The 14,415-nt window shown below is 70.5% G+C and carries 13 protein-coding genes; 4 read left to right on the top strand and 9 right to left on the bottom strand.

Annotation, left to right across the window (positions count from 1 at the left end):
- Positions 1-8 precede the first annotated feature (8 nt).
- Genes FS769_RS14080 through mtnB form a run of 3 tightly spaced genes read left to right on the top strand, consistent with a single transcriptional unit; the run spans position 9 to position 2,508 of the window.
- Positions 9-1,181 (top strand): methylthioribose-1-phosphate isomerase, encoded by a 1,173-nt coding sequence (locus tag FS769_RS14080; protein ID WP_144834491.1) that lies wholly within the window; start codon positions 9-11, stop codon positions 1,179-1,181.
- The gene (gene mtnC / locus FS769_RS14075) at positions 1,178-1,879 is read left to right on the top strand and encodes an acireductone synthase (RefSeq protein ID WP_144834489.1); all 702 of its coding nucleotides are present in this window, start codon (positions 1,178-1,180) and stop codon (positions 1,877-1,879) included. Before FS769_RS14080 ends, mtnC begins: the two co-directional genes overlap by 4 nt.
- A complete protein-coding gene (gene mtnB / locus FS769_RS14070; RefSeq protein ID WP_144834487.1) occupies positions 1,876-2,508 on the top strand; it encodes a methylthioribulose 1-phosphate dehydratase in 633 nt (210 codons plus the stop codon). The genes mtnC and mtnB overlap by 4 nt, the downstream gene beginning before the upstream one ends.
- A 7-nt stretch (positions 2,509-2,515) precedes the next feature.
- Here the strand turns inward: mtnB and mtnK are convergent, their stop codons facing one another.
- The 4 genes from mtnK to FS769_RS14050 are packed head-to-tail and all read right to left on the bottom strand — an operon-like array spanning position 2,516 to position 7,408.
- Positions 2,516-3,712: an S-methyl-5-thioribose kinase gene (mtnK, locus tag FS769_RS14065; protein WP_144834485.1), complete on the bottom strand. Its 1,197-nt coding sequence runs from the start codon at positions 3,710-3,712 to the stop codon at positions 2,516-2,518.
- Positions 3,709-4,761 (bottom strand): ABC transporter permease, encoded by a 1,053-nt coding sequence (locus FS769_RS14060; protein WP_230705298.1) that lies wholly within the window; start codon positions 4,759-4,761, stop codon positions 3,709-3,711. The genes mtnK and FS769_RS14060 overlap by 4 nt, the downstream gene beginning before the upstream one ends.
- Complete coding sequence (locus FS769_RS14055; RefSeq protein ID WP_144834484.1) at positions 4,758-6,317, bottom strand: sugar ABC transporter ATP-binding protein; 1,560 nt, start codon at positions 6,315-6,317, stop codon at positions 4,758-4,760. The genes FS769_RS14060 and FS769_RS14055 overlap by 4 nt, the downstream gene beginning before the upstream one ends.
- On the bottom strand, positions 6,314-7,408 hold the full coding sequence (locus FS769_RS14050; protein ID WP_144834482.1) for a substrate-binding domain-containing protein: 1,095 nt from the start codon (positions 7,406-7,408) through the stop codon (positions 6,314-6,316). Before FS769_RS14050 ends, FS769_RS14055 begins: the two co-directional genes overlap by 4 nt.
- A 213-nt stretch (positions 7,409-7,621) precedes the next feature.
- Between FS769_RS14050 and FS769_RS14045 the strand changes: the two genes are divergently transcribed.
- Complete coding sequence (locus FS769_RS14045; protein WP_144834480.1) at positions 7,622-8,203, top strand: acireductone dioxygenase; 582 nt, start codon at positions 7,622-7,624, stop codon at positions 8,201-8,203.
- Between the two features lie 186 nt (positions 8,204-8,389).
- On the opposite strand, the gene FS769_RS14040 is transcribed toward FS769_RS14045, so the two are convergent.
- From FS769_RS14040 to FS769_RS14020, 5 genes are all read right to left on the bottom strand, one after another.
- A complete protein-coding gene (locus FS769_RS14040) occupies positions 8,390-9,907 on the bottom strand; it encodes an alpha-N-arabinofuranosidase (protein WP_144834478.1) in 1,518 nt (505 codons plus the stop codon).
- Positions 9,904-11,160 (bottom strand): family 1 glycosylhydrolase, encoded by a 1,257-nt coding sequence (locus FS769_RS14035; RefSeq protein ID WP_144834476.1) that lies wholly within the window; start codon positions 11,158-11,160, stop codon positions 9,904-9,906. Before FS769_RS14035 ends, FS769_RS14040 begins: the two co-directional genes overlap by 4 nt.
- 11 nt (positions 11,161-11,171) lie before the next feature.
- The gene (locus tag FS769_RS14030; RefSeq protein ID WP_144834474.1) at positions 11,172-12,065 is read right to left on the bottom strand and encodes a carbohydrate ABC transporter permease; all 894 of its coding nucleotides are present in this window, start codon (positions 12,063-12,065) and stop codon (positions 11,172-11,174) included.
- Positions 12,062-13,024, bottom strand: coding sequence for a carbohydrate ABC transporter permease (locus FS769_RS14025; RefSeq protein ID WP_144834472.1), 963 nt, complete (start codon positions 13,022-13,024; stop codon positions 12,062-12,064). The genes FS769_RS14030 and FS769_RS14025 overlap by 4 nt, the downstream gene beginning before the upstream one ends.
- A 70-nt stretch (positions 13,025-13,094) precedes the next feature.
- Positions 13,095-14,354, bottom strand: a complete 1,260-nt coding sequence (locus tag FS769_RS14020) for an ABC transporter substrate-binding protein (protein ID WP_260979769.1) — start codon at positions 14,352-14,354, stop codon at positions 13,095-13,097.
- Positions 14,355-14,415 lie beyond the last annotated feature (61 nt).

The raw sequence follows: 14,415 nt of genomic DNA, 5'->3' as shown, positions 1-14,415 counted from the left end.
TGGCGGCGATGTCTGCCACCCTCGAACATTCCGTCGTCCTCGACGAGGCCGCGGGGGTCGTCCGCATCCTCGATCGGCGCGTCTTCCCCTCCCGGGTGGAGTGGGTGGATGCCGCGACGCCCGACGAGGTCGCCACTGCGATCCGCGACATGGTGACCCAGAGCTCGGGTCCGCTGTACGCCGCGACCGCGGGCATGGCCCTGGCCGCCCTGCAGGCGCGCGAGCTGCCGGTGGGCGAGGCCCGCACCGCTCTCGGCCGCGCGGGTCGGGCGCTCGCGACGGCCCGACCGACCAACGCCCACCCGCGCGACGCCGTGGCCCGCATCCTCGCCGCGGGGCGCGATACCGACGACACCGCCGCCCTGGTCGCCGCCACCGTCGACACCGCCGCCGCCGTCGACCGCGACTACCGCGAGGCGAGCCTGCGCCTGGGCCGCGCGACGCTGTCGCTGCTGCCGGAGTCGCCGCGCATCCTCACCCACTGCTGGGCCGACGCCTACCTGTTCGGACTCGTCGCCGCCGCCCGTGAGGCGGGACGCGAGATCGAGTGGATCGCCACCGAGACCCGTCCCTACCTCCAGGGCGCCCGATTGACGGCGCACTCGCTGCGCGAGCTGGACCAGAAGGTGACGCTCATCACCGACGGCATGGCCGCGGCCGCCCTCGCCTCTCCGCGGGGTGTCGGCTCGGGTCCGATCGACGCGGTCGTCACCGCCGCCGACCGCGTCGCCCTCGACGGCTCGGTGGTCAACAAGGTCGGCACCCTCGCCCACGCCGCCGCGGCGGCGGCGTTCGGCGTCCCCTACTTCGCGATGGTCGAGGCACCCGATCCCGGTGCTCCGACCGGCGCCGACATCGTCATCGAAGACCGCGATCCGCGCGAGGTGCTCGAGGTGCTCGGTCAGCGCACGGCGAGCCCCCTCGTGACCGATGCCTGGTACCCCGCGTTCGACGTCACTCCCCCGCGCCTCGTGACCCGCATCGCCACCAGCCGCGGCACCTTCGAGCCGGCTCGCGTCGGCGACCACTTCAGCGTCGACGCCGACGCGCCCGCGCCGACTCCGGCGGTCGTGCGCCGCCGCGCCCTCGACGAGCCCGCACCCGTCGCCGCGACCGTGCAGCCCGACACGATCGCCTTCCACCCCGTTCCGATCACCCCCACCGAAGAGGCCCCCGAATGACCCGCATCTCCGCCGACGTCGTCGTGCTCGACATCGAGGGCACCACCAGTGCTGCCGGCTTCATCCTCGGCGACCTCTACGACTACGCGCGCCCCCGCCTCGACGAGGTGCTGGGCCGCGACGACGATACCGTGCGCGCGGCGCGGGCCGACGCGATCGTCGAGACGGGGCTGGATGCCGACGCCACCGACGCCGAGATCGCAGAAGCGCTGCGCGGATTCATGGCATCCGACGTCAAATCCACCCCGCTCAAGACGCTGCAGGGCATCATCTGGGCCGAGGGCTTCGCCGCCGGCGAGATCCACTCGCAGTTCTTCGACGACGTGCCCCCGCGCCTGCGCGCCTGGCACGAAGAAGGTGTGCGCCTGGCCGTGTACTCGTCGGGCTCGATCGCCTCGCAGGTGCCGTGGTTCCGCCACGCGCCCCAGGGCGATCTGACGGTGCTGGTCGAGGACTTCTTCGACACCGTCAGCGCCGGACCCAAGAAGGAAGCGGCCTCGTACGAGCGCATCTCCGCTGCCCTGGGCGTCGCCCCCGAGCGGGCGCTCTTCCTCACCGACCACCCCGACGAGGTCACCGCCGCGCGCGCCGCCGGGTGGCAGGTCGTCGCCCTCGACCGCGCCGGCGAGCCCTGGGCCGGATCCGCCTTCGGCACCGAGACGGTCGCCTCGTTCGACGAGCTCGAGGTCGCGCGATGACGCTCCCCCACCCCGACCGGGTGCGCGCGGCCGGAGCCGCCCTCGCGGCCGAGGCCTCGCGCTTCTCGGGGTACGGCTGGATGCGCGGCACCTCGGGCAACCTCTCGGTCGTCATCGAGCGCGACCCGCTCGTACTCGCCGTCACCGCCTCGGGGCTCGACAAGTCGGAGCTCACCGATCGCGACGTCGTGCTCATCGACGAGGCCGGCAACGCGCTCGACCCGGACGACACCCGGCCGCCGTCGGCGGAAGCGGGCCTGCACGCCCACATCGCCGCGCGCACGGGTGCGGGCGCGGTCTTCCACGTGCACGCGTTCGACGCCGTGGTCGCCGGTCACCGCTGGCCCGAGGGCGTCGAGATCCGCGACATGGAGATGCTCAAGGGCATCGGCCACCTCGCGCACGGCGAGGCCGTCACGGTCCCGGTGATCGCGAACGACCAGGACATGCGGGTCGAGGCCGCCCGCTTCGACGAGGTCTACGTGCCCGCGACGGCCGAGGTGCCCGAGGTGCCCGCGCTCATCGTCGCGAGCCACGGCATGTACGCCTGGGGCGTCGACGTCGCCGCGGCCCGCCGCCACCTCGAGATCGCGGAGTGGCTGCTGCGCTTCGCCGTCGCCACGCGCTGAGCCCGCCTCAGCCCAGCAGCTCGACCGTCAGCGCGGTGAGGGTGCGCGGGTCGCTGTCGTCCAACCGCGCGGTGCCGAGTCGGCGCGCGGCGCGCAGCGCGAGGCGGGCGGCCTCCGCCTGCTCGGGCGCGGGCAGGGTGAGGATGTCGGCGACCTTCGAGAATCCCACGATGCGGCGCACGGCCTTCGCGGCGCCGTACACCGCGGCATCCGACCGCACCTGCGCGAGCGTGTGCTCGAGCACCTCGTCGCCGTACACGCGCGGGTCCACCCGGTCGGGCCAGCGGCGGCGGAACTCCGCCTCGAACGCCTCGATCAGCGGCACGGGCAGACGCAGCAGGGTCTCGGCGTCGGCGGTGCGGCCGAGCACGTGCGCGCGGGCGGCGGCGATCACGAGGTTCGCCCACACCGCGCCCAGGTCGAAGCCGGTCGGGCCGTAGGTGCCGAACTCGGAGTCGAACGCGCGCACCGACTCTCCCCCGGCCCGCACGAACACCGACCCGGTGTGCAGGTCGCCGTGCATGAGGCTCTGCGTGCTCTCCTGGAAGCGCTGCTTGGCCAGGCCCATCTCGCGCACGAACGCGCGATCGGCGCGCAGCTCGCGCACGTCGTCGGCGTTCGCGTCGAGCCAGCCGTTGTGCTCGTGGTCGACGTAGGGCTCGGTGAAGACGAGGTCTTCGGTGATCTCGCTGAGCTCGGGGTTGGTCGCCTCGGCGATGCGACGACGTCGCTCGGGCCCCGGCGTGCCGAAGACGCTGGTGGCGAAGCCGACGGCGCCCACGTACTCGCCGAGGTGCGCCGCGGCATAGGGGTGCAGGCGACCGGCATTGAGCTCTCCGCGCCACACGGAGTGGTCGCTGAGGTCTTCGATCGAGAGGGCGAGGTTCTCGGCGTCGAAGCCGTAGAACCCGGGCACGTGCGCGGGGTCGATGCGCTCGTGCGCGCCGAGCACGACGGCTTCGCGGGCCGCGCGCTCGCGGGTGAGCGGCCAGGTCGGGTCGACGCGCACGTGCGGTAGCGACTGCTTGACGACCACGCCGTTGCCGGCGGCATCCTTCACGATGAAGACGAGGTTCAGGTTGCCGTCGCCGACCTCGTCGACCGAGACGATCGATGCCGGATCGACCGGCCCCGCGAGGTGCGGGCGGGCGGCGAGGTAGGCGGCGACGGTGCCGCTGGTCAGCTGATCGGTGACGAGGGTCATGATGCGGTGGTGCTCCCGGCGACGATGGTGGTCTTGCGACGGCGGAACGTGAAGCTGAACAGCAGGGCGACCAGCAGCACGACTCCCTTGCCGAAGTCTTGGATGTAGTACGGCAGCCCCATCATCGAGAACCCCGTGACCATCACGGCGATCAGCACCGCGCCGAGGGCCGTGCCCCACGCGTTCGGGCGACCGATGCCGAGCACCGAGACCCCCACAAGTGAGACGGCCACGGCGTCGAGCAGCAGGCTATTGCCGGCCGAGACGTCGCCCTGACCGATGCGGGCGGCCAGCACGAGACCGGCGATCGAGGCGAGGATGCCGCAGCCGATGTAGGCCGCGGCGCGATAGGCGCGGACCCGGATGCCGGCGAGCCGGGCGGCCTCGGGGTTCGAGCCCACCGCGGCGAGCGCGCGGCCCCACCGCGTGCGGTCGAGCACGAACCACAGCACGATCGTGAGGCCGAGGAACAGCAGCACGGGCACCGAGACCGGGCCGATCGCGCCGCGGTCGAACCACAGGAAATCGGGCGTGAATCTGCCCGGAGCGGTGGTGCCGTCGTCGAGGGTCATCTGCGACGAGATCGATTTGCCGTCGACAATGATGAGCTTGAGCCCCACGACGGTGAACATCGTGGCGAGGGTCGCGAGCAGGTCGGGGATGCGCGCGAACACGATGAGCGCGGCGTTGACCGCCCCGATGAGCGCACCCGAGACGAGCACGACGCCCACGGCGATCCCGCCGACCTGACCGGCGATGACGAGGGTCCACGCGGCGATCGACACGGCGAACCCGGCGTTGGCGCCGACCGAGAGGTCGAGGCCGCCCACGGTCATCGCGAGGGTCACCCCGAGACCGGCGATGCCGATCGGGGCGATGTACTTCAGCATCCCGAACACGTTCTCGGGGGTCGCGAACGCCGGCTCGGTCAGGGCGAAGAACACGATGAGAAGCACCGTGACGGCGACGAAGCCCCACTTCGCGACGGCGTCGATCGCGCGGGAGCCGAGGCCCGCGCGCACGGGGGCGGCGGTGGACACGCTGGTCATGCGATTTCCTTCCGGTGGCCGGGGTCGTCGAGCAGGGCGGCGACGATGCGCGCGCGGTCGAGGGTTCCGGCGGGGGTGTCGAGCACGATGCGTCCCGAGACGAGCACGACGATGCGGTCGGCGACGTCGAGCACTTCGTCGACGTCGCTCGAGAGCACGACGACGGCGGCGCCCTCGGCGGCCCGCGCGCGGGCGGCGTCGCCGATGCGGCGGCGGGCGCCGATGTCGACGCCGCGGAACGGCTCGTCGAGCACGGCGACCCGCGGACCGGTGCGCAGCCAGCGGCCGACGACGACCTTCTGCTGGTTGCCGCCCGAGAGGTCGTCGACCCGCGCGTCGGCCGAGGGCGCGACCACTCCGTAGGCGTCGATCACCTCGTCGGCGGCGGCGTGCTCGCGGCGCGTGGCCATGACGCCCGCGCGCGACAGGGCGCGCAGCACGGGCAGGCCGACCGTGTGCGCGATCGACCAGCCGGGCTGGATGCCCTGGCGCTGACGGTCCTCGGGCACGAGCACCACGCCGGCGGTGATCGCGGCCGCGGGCGAGGTCGGCCGGTAGGTCTCCCCGTCGAGCACGAGGCGCGCGCCGCTCGCGGGACGCACCCCCGCGATGACCTCGGCGAGTTCGGTCTTGCCGGCGCCGAGCAGGCCCAGGATGCCGGTGACCTGTCCTCCCGCGACCGACAGACTGAGCGGGTCGCTGCCGGGGAGCAGCGCGGCCCCCTCGACCGCGAGCACCTCGTCGGTCGCGGGGAGCGGCTCGGTGATGTGCTGCTGCAGTTCGGTGGGGACGCCGAGCATGGCCTCCAGCGCCGCGTGCCAGTCGAAGGGTCGCGCGGCGTCGAGTTCGAGCCGGCCGTCGCGCAGCACCACGATGCGGTCGGCGAGGCGCTCGATCTCGCCGAAGCGGTGACTGACGAACAGGATCGACAGGCCCTCGTCGCGCAGCGTGCGCAGCACCGCGAACAGGCGGTCGGCCTCGGCGGCGGTGAGCGCCGACGTGGGCTCGTCGAGGATGAGCAGTCGAGGAGTCGAACGCAGAGCCCGGGCCAGCACGAGCAGCTGGGCGTCGGAGGTGCCCAAGCGGGCGGCATCCGCCCTCAAGACCTCATCCGACCACGACAGCCCCAGGCGTTCGAGGGCCGCCCGCGCGATCCGCTCCGCCTCGGCCCGGCGCACGAGACGGTGACCGCCGGTGGCGAGGTCGGTCAGAGCGAGGTTGTCGGCGACGCTCAGCCCCGGCACGATGCCGTCGGCGATGCGCTGGTGCACCGTCTCGATCCCGGCGCGGCGGGCACGCGCGGGAGACGAGAGCCGCAGCACCTCTCCCCCGACGGCGATGTCGCCCGTGTACCCCGCGTTGGCTCCCGAGACGGCGCCGATGAGGGTGGATTTGCCCGCGCCGTTCGTGCCGAGCAGCGCGGTGATGCTGCCGGGCTCGAGGGCGAGCGAGACGCCGCGCAGCACCTGGTTGGTGCCGAAGCGCACGCCGACGCCGCTCAGGCGCACGACCGAGGTGTCGTGCGTCCGAGCGGCGTCGTGGAGGGGTTCGGTCATCCCGAGACCACGGGCAGCCAGTCGGCCACCACGGTGTCGCCCAGCAGCAGCGACGGCTCGGCCTCGCGCAGCTGCGCGACGTTGGTGATGCCCTTCTCGAGCAGGAAGTCGCGGGTGATCGTGACGGCGGGGAACTGCACGCTCGTCTCGTCGAGCTGACCGGCGAGCTTCAGCGCCAGGGCGCGCACGACGGCGGCACCCACGGCGGAGGGGTCGGTCGCGCTCGTGGCCACCCAGGGGCTGCCGTCGGCGGTCATGACCTCGATGTCGGCGTTCGAGATGTCGATGCCGTAGACCTTGACCTTGTCCTGCAGGTTGTTCTGCTGCACGGCCTGCACGACGCCCTTGGTGATCTCGTCGTAGGGGGCGAAGATCGCCTGCACGCCGGGGTTCGACTTCAGCGCCGCGTCGATGAGCGGGATGTTGTCGGTCGCGGTCGACTCGGTGACCTTGCCGGTGAAGAAGAGCTGGTCGAGACCGTGCTCCGAGACGACCTCGTCCCACACCTTCTTGCGGCGCTCGAGCGGGGCGAAGCCGTCGGTGCTGGCCAGGCCCACCTTCGCGCCGTCGCCCACGTCGGCGATCATCTGGTCGAGCACGCCCTGCGCCATCGACGCGTCGGACTGCGAGGTCACGATGACGCCGTCGGTGTCCTTGAGGGCGAGGTCGTAGATGATGACCGGGATGCCGGCATCCACCGCTTCGTGCACTCCCGGCTCGATCGTGTCGGTCTGACCGTGGTCGACGATGATCGCGTCGGGCTTCGAGGCGATCGCCTGCTCGAGGTCGGAGGCCTGCTTGGCGTTGTCGTTGCGCGCGTCGAAGACGGTCAGATCGATGTTGGCGGCGGTCGCCTGCGCCTTGACGCCGGCCGTCCACGCGGTGAAGTAGTCGCCGGCTCCCGACTGCTGCACGAGCGCGACCTTCAGCGGCGCCCCGTCGAAGGGCGCGGGCAGGTCGGCGAGCTTCTGCACGGGAGCAGCGGATGCCGCCGGGGTCGAAGTGTTCTGCTGCGCGCAGCCGGTCAGGGCGAGGGCGGCGATGCCGGCGGTCGCGACGAGCGTCGCCCAGCGGTGGGATCGAATGGACACGGGGTCCCCTTCGTCGAGGGAGCGGAGTGGGGGCGCGTCGCGGGCGGGTCCGGGCGGCCGTCGAGCAGTCAAGCAGCAGGCGCGATCGGCCGGTTAGTCGAGGTTGCACTTTGTTACACCCGCGAGGCGGATGAGGCCTCGGGAGTGGGCATTCGGTGCGGATCGGAGACACAATCGAGTCATTCCGCTCATATCGCGTCGAGAGGAGGAGCCGTGACGCTCCTGACCGTCTGGAAAGAGACCGACCCGAGCACGCCCGTGCTCGAGACCACCGACGAAGCCGAGATCCGCGAGGCGCTCGCCGGCCTCGGCGCGCGCTTCTCGCGCTGGGAGGTCAAAGACGTCGCCCCCGGCGCCTCGCAAGACGAGGTGCTCGCGCTGTACCAGGGCGAGATCGACGAGGTGAAGCAGCGAGAGGGCTACACCCTCGTCGACGTCGTCGCCCTCGACCCCGCGCAGGCGGACTACGACGAGGTGAAGACGCCGTTCCGCGAGAAGTTCCTGTCGGAGCACAAGCACGACGACGACGAAGACCGCTACTTCGCCAAGGGCGCGGGCGTGTTCTACCTGCACGCGAACGAGAAGGTGCACGCCGTGTACTGCGAGGCGGGCGACCTCATCTCGGTGCCGGCCAACACCACGCACTGGTTCGACATGGGCACCTCGCCCCACTACGTCAGCGTGCGCTTCTTCCACGACGACGACGGCTGGGTGGGCCATTTCACCGGCAGCCCCATCGCGGAGTCGTTCGCGAGCTTCGACCAGCTCTCCGCGCGTCGCGCGCAGCTGGTCTGACGCACGCACGAACGCCCGCTCCGCGCGGCTCCCCTCGGGGACTGCGCGGAGCGGGCGTTTCCACGTGCGGGATGTCGCGACCATCCTGGCCCTGCGGCCCCGGTTCGGGGCGGGATTCGCCGTTCGGGGCGTGAATTCTCCGCCCCGAACGACAGAATCCGCCCCGAACCGCTGATGGCGGCGTCGTCAGCCGACGCGGCGCAGCGCCAGTGCCGCCCACGAGATGGGCGGGAGCGTGACGTGCAGGATGCCGTCGGCGAGGCGCGTCTCGAGCGTCGACGGTCCCACCCGCTCGGGGTCGTCGAGCGTGTTGCGGGCGTAGGGGTCGTCGTCGTGCAGCACATGGGCCTCCGTGACCTCGACATCGCCCAGGCCGCTGACGTCGATCGCGAGCTCGACCGCCTCACCGCGACCGCGATGCACGAGGAAGATCGCGCTCGCGCCCGTCTCGGCGTCATGCGTGGCCACGGCATCCACCGCCGACACCGTGCCGTGCTTCGCCGTGTCGATCGTGGGCGCCTCGACCCGCAGACGCACCGCGTCGCCTTGCGCGAGGCGCGACGTGATCGCGAAGGGGAAGAACGTCGTCTGCCGCCACGCGGGCCCGCCCGGTTCGGTCATGATCGGCGCGATCACGTTGACCAGCTGGGCGAGAGAGGCGGATGCCACGCGGTCGGCGTGCGTGAGCAGCGAGATCATGAGGCTGCCGAACACGACGGCGTCCACCGCCGAGTACACGTCTTCGAGCAGACGCGGGGCGACCGGCCAGTTGTCGATCCCGGAGAGCTGATCGACGTCGTGGAATCGGGTCTGGTACCAGATGTTCCACTCGTCGAACGAGATGTCGATCTTCTTGTCGCTCCCGCGCACGGCTCCGACGTGGTCGGCCGTTGCGACCACCGCCTCGATGAAGCGGTCCATGTCGACGGCCGAGGCGAGGAACGAGTCGATGTCGCCGTCGTGCTCCTGGTAGTACGCGTGGCACGAGATCATGTCGACGTCGTCGTAGGTGTGGGTGAGCACCTCGCGCTCCCACTCGCCGAACGTGGGCATCGCGGCGCCCGACGACCCGCACACGACGAGTTCGATCGAGGGGTCCATCTGCCGCATGCCCTTGGCGGTCTGAGCCGCGAGCTTGCCGTAATCGTCCGCGGAGCGGTGGCCGAGCTGCCACGGTCCGTCCATCTCATTGCCGAGGCACCAGACACGCACGGCGAACGGCTCGGTGCGGCCGTTGTCGATGCGCTGCTGCGACAACGCGGTGCCGCCGGGAACGTTGCTGTACTCGAGCAGGTCGAGCGCCTCGAGAACGCCGCGGGTGCCGAGGTTGACGGCCAGCATGAGCTCACTGCCCGCCTTGTCGAGCCAGTCGGCGAACTCGTGCAGGCCCACCTCGTTCGTCTCCGTCGAGTGCCACGCGAGGTCGAGACGGCGGGGGCGCTGCTCGCGCGGACCGACGCTGTCCTCCCAGCGGAAGCCCGAGACGAAGTTGCCGCCGGGGTAGCGGATCATCGAGACGCCGAGCTCGCGCACCAGCTCGAGCACGTCGCGGCGGAAGCCCTGCTCGTCGGCCTCGGCATGACCGGGTTCGTAGATGCCGTCGTAGACGTGGCGGCCGAGGTGCTCGACGAACCCGCCGAACAGACGGCGGCGCACGGCCCCGATCGGGAAGCGGGGGTCGACGGTGAGTCGGGCGGTGGTCATCGTGCTCCTCGGGATGCGTGTGCGGCGAATCGGTCGGCGACGGGGTTACGGCGGCGCGCGAGCCCGTCAGGGGTCTCCACGAGGTCGTGCAGACCCATGGTGAGAAGGTGGGCGGATCGCGGCAGGTCGCTGTGCCGGTAGGTCCACTCGTACATGTCGAACAGGGGCCACCACGTATACCCGACGACGTCGACGCCGTCGGAGCGAAGGCCCTCCACGGCCGCGACCGAGGCATCGAGCCAGTCCAGCCGCGTCCCGACATCGTCAGTCACGCAGGTTTCGGCGAGCATCACCGGAGCCCCGTAGCGCGCGGCGTACGTGCGCAGCATCTCGGTGAGGCCGCCCACACCGTCGTCGCGCGTCGGTCGTGGATCGGCGAAGCCGCCCACGTGGTGCACGCCGGCCTCGAACAGCTCCGTGGAGTGCCGTGGGTAGTAGTTCACCCCCATGACGTCGGGCTGCACGGCGTTCTCGGCGAACCAGGCGAGGGTCTCATCGGCCATGCCGTTGTCGCGGAGGACGGGCAGCAGCGGGTGGTCCTGGCCGACGCGACCGGTGACCAGGTCTTCGACGAGGAAGGCCTGGTGCGCGTACCGGTGAGCGGTGTCGCGGTGCTCGGGCGCATCGATGTCTCCCGCGTACCGCATCGATGCATCGACGTGCACGAAGGTCGCAGCCTCGCCGAGCACCCCCGCGACGGCCTCCTGGGTGAGCACGAAGCCGCGTGCGATCGCCGTAGAGACCTCGACCAGACCCTCTATGCCGGCGCGGTACGGCGGCCAGTAGGCGTATTCGCCGCTGAACAGGGCGTGCAGCATCGGCTCGTTGACCGGGGTGTAGTCGGTGGCGAGATCGCGGTAACGCTCAGCCGCGCGGTGGGCGTACTCGGCGACGAACCGCGGGTAGTCGGGGTGGGTGAACTCTCCCTCGACCCAGGTCGGAGTCCCGTAGTGCAGCAGGTCGACGATGGGGCGGAGTCCCCGTTCGGCGAAGCCGTCGAGCACCCGATCGGTCCACGACCAGTCCCACCGGCCAGGCTCGGGGGAGACCACGTGCCAGGGGATCCCCCAGCGGAGGAACTCGGCGTCCACCGAGACCGCCAGATCGAGGTCGTCGCTCCACCGGTCGTAGTGCTCGGTGAGGGCGTACTCGTCGATCGCGCGCTCCCCGGGCCGCTCCTGCGGCACGAAGGTGTTCTCGATCCCCGCCCCGAAGTGCAGGCGTCCATCGCGGTACCAGGGGGTGCTCGGCATCCGTCGCTCTCTCATTTCAGTCCCGACGTTCCGACGCTCTCGACGAAACGCCTCTGGATCATCAGGAACAGGATGGCCAGTGGCAGCAGCGCGATGAGCGAGCCGGCCATCATCACGCCCTGGGGGATGATGCCGCCCGGGCCCGTCAGCAGTGTCAACCCCGAGGTGACCGTCCCCATCTCGGCGTCGGTGGTGAACACCAGCGGCCAGAGCAGGTCGTTCCAGTTGTTGACGAAGGTGAAGATGCCCAGGGTCAGCAACGCCGGAACGGCGTTGGGCAACACGATGCTGCCGAAGATGCGCAGTTCGCCGGCGCCGTCGATGCGTGCGGCGTTGTCGAGATCGCGCGGCAGCGACAGGAAGAACTGACGCAGGAAGAAGATGCCGAAGGCGTCGGCTGCGCGCGGCGCGATGAGTCCCGCGTAGGAGTTGACCCACCCGAGATCGGACACGAGCTGGTAGATCGGGATGAGCGTCGCCTGGAACGGGATCATGAGGCTCGCGATGATCGCGATGAGCAAGATCTTGTTGCCGCGGAAGTCGAGCCGCGCCAGCGCATAGGCGGCGAGCGAATCGAACACCAGCGCGAAGGCGGTGACCCCGCCGGCGAAGACGAAGCTGTTCGCGATGAGCCGCGCGAACGGCAGCTCGGTGAAGATGCGCGTGAAGTTGTCGAGCGTCCAGGCTCCCGGCACCAACGTCGGCGGGTAGGCGTTCACCTCCGCCACGGGCTTGAAGGCCGTGAACACGATGATCAGGATTGGCAGCATCAAGGCCAGCGTCGACGCGGCCACCACCACCAGCAGCAGCGCGGAGACCAGGCGGCGGCGACGTCGCTGCGGCGAGACGCGGGGGGAGGGGGCTTCGGATGCCGTGACGGCGGGCGAGGCGGCGAGGGCGGTCATGCGGCGTCCTTCTCTCGACGCGAGAAGAAGAGGAACTGGGTGAGGCTCAGCACCAGGGTGATGAGCAGGAGCACGTACGACAGTGCGGAGGCGAAACCGAGCTCGAGCTTGCGGAAGCCCGACTGGTAGATCTCCATGACGATCGTCTGCGTGCTGCCGTAGGGGCCGCCGCCGGTCATCACGTAGATCTGGTCGAAGGCCTGCAAAGCAGCGATGAGCGCGACGATGACGACGAAGCCCATGGTGTTGCCGAGCATCGGGAAGGTGATGCTGCGGAAGCGCTGCCCCGCGCTCGCTCCGTCGACGCGGGCGGCCTCGTAGAGGCTCGTCGGGATGTCTTGCAGACCGGCGAGGAAGATCACCATGTAGAAGCCGAAGCTCTTCCACACCGCCACCAGCACGACGGCCGGCATGGCGAGGGTCGAGTCTTGCAGCACATTGCCGAGTTGGATGCCGAGACCTCGGAGCCAGTAGTTCAGCAGTCCGATCTGGGGGTCGAGCAGGTACGACCACGCGAAGGCGGCCACCGCGAGAGAGACGATGAACGGGGTGAAGAGCGCAGTACGGAAGACGCCCCGCAGCGGCAGCAGAGGGTTGTTCAGCAGGAGCGCGAAGCCCAGGGCGAGGGCGATCGCGATCGGGGTGAACAGCAGCGCGTACAGCGCGGTGTTGCCCATCGCTCGCAGGATGTCCTCGTCGGTGAACACGCGAACGTAGTTCTCGAAACCGACGAACTTCTCGCGGCCGAAGCCGCTGGCATCCGTGAACGACAGTCGCAGCGCCGAGATCATGGGCCACGCGACGAAGACCGTGAGGATGACGATCGCGGGGGTCAGGAAGGCGACGACGGTGAGACGCCGGCGGGGGCTGTGCCGGAGGGGTCCGCGACCGCCGATCGGGGCTGGCGGCCGGTAGGCCCCGCGCCGACGGGGCGGCGCGCTCGGGGCGTGAGTGGTCATGGTCGTCCTGTTCGAGAAGCGGAGGTGAGGACACGGAAGGGGCGACGCGGGCACCCCTCCCGTGCGTTGATCACTCGATGGCCTGCTGGATCTTCGTCTGCGCCGTCGAGAGAAGCTCGTCCACGTTCCCGCCGGCGATGGCCTTCTGGGTGAGCTCGTCGATGTCGGAGATGACGTCGGTGCTGTTGACCACGCCCGGCAGCAGCGCGCGACCCGTCGGCGCGATCTCGCTGAGGGCGGCCACGACGGGGTTGGACGAGACGTCGCTGAGCGGGATGTCGGTGCGCAGCGGGGGCCACCCCGACGCCAGCGACCACTTCGTCGCCACGTCCTTCTGGAAGAAGTAGGAGAAGAACGCCTCGGCTCCCGCGCGTTGAGCGTCGTCGGCCGACTCGGTGACACCCATCGCGACACCGATCGCCGAGGCAGCCTGCTCGGCGGGACCGGCCGGGATCGCGGCGATGCCGTAGTCGATGTTGTTGTCCTTGGCGATCGAGGCCATCCAGGGACCGCCCACGTGCATGGCGGCCTTGCCCGAGCTGAACAACTGGTCGGCGGCGATTCCATCGAGGCCGGTGGGAGAGATTTTGTCCTTCGTGATCGCGTCGGTCCAGTACTGGATGGTCTTGGCGTTCTCGGGCGAGTCGATCACGGCCTTGTCACCGTCGACGATCTGCCCCCCACCGCTGAGCAGAAGGCTCGGCCACAGGCCGTTCGCCACGGTCGCGTGGTCGGGGATCGCGACGCCGTACTGCTCGGGCGTGCCGTCGCCGTTCTCGTCGACCGTGAGCTTCTTCGCGTCGGCGACCCAGGCGTCCCACGTCGTGGGGGCCTCCGTGATCCCGGCGGCGGAGAAGAGCGATTTGTTGTAGAACATGGCCAGCGGAACGAAACCGGTGGGAACGCCATACGGGGTCCCACCGACCTTCACCATGTCGACCGCCTGCGGAACGAGGTCGGCGGTGTTGCTATCGGACGAGGCGTAGAAGTCGCTCAGGTCGGCGAATGCGCCGCGGTCGGCGTAGACGGGCATGCGCTCGGCGGGCATGGCGACGATCTGCGGGCCTTCCTTGGAGCTCAGCGCGGGCAGCAGGGTGTCGTCGATGACCGCCCAGGTCTTGGTCTCGGTGGTGATCTTGTACTTCTGCTGCGAGGCGTTGAAGTCGGCGACGATCTGGTCGAGGACCTTGCCGTCGGCTTCGGTGTAGCCGTGCCAGAACGTGATTTCAGCGGGGCCGTCGGAGGCGGGGGCGGACGAGCCTGAGCAACCTGCCAGCAGGAGTGCGACGGCCCCCGCCGTCGCAAGGGCGGGGAGTGCGCGCTTCATCATCTTCGATGCCTTTCATGTGACTGCGTCGTCGTTTCGGCTCGGGTGCCGAGGCTGGTGCGAA

It is taken from the genome of Microbacterium sp. BH-3-3-3 (assembly GCF_007679045.1).
GTDB classification, from domain to species: Bacteria; Actinomycetota; Actinomycetes; order Actinomycetales; family Microbacteriaceae; genus Microbacterium; species Microbacterium algihabitans.
The sequence above is the reverse complement of the archived record's forward strand: the minus strand, read 5'-3'. Positions and strand labels throughout refer to the sequence as shown.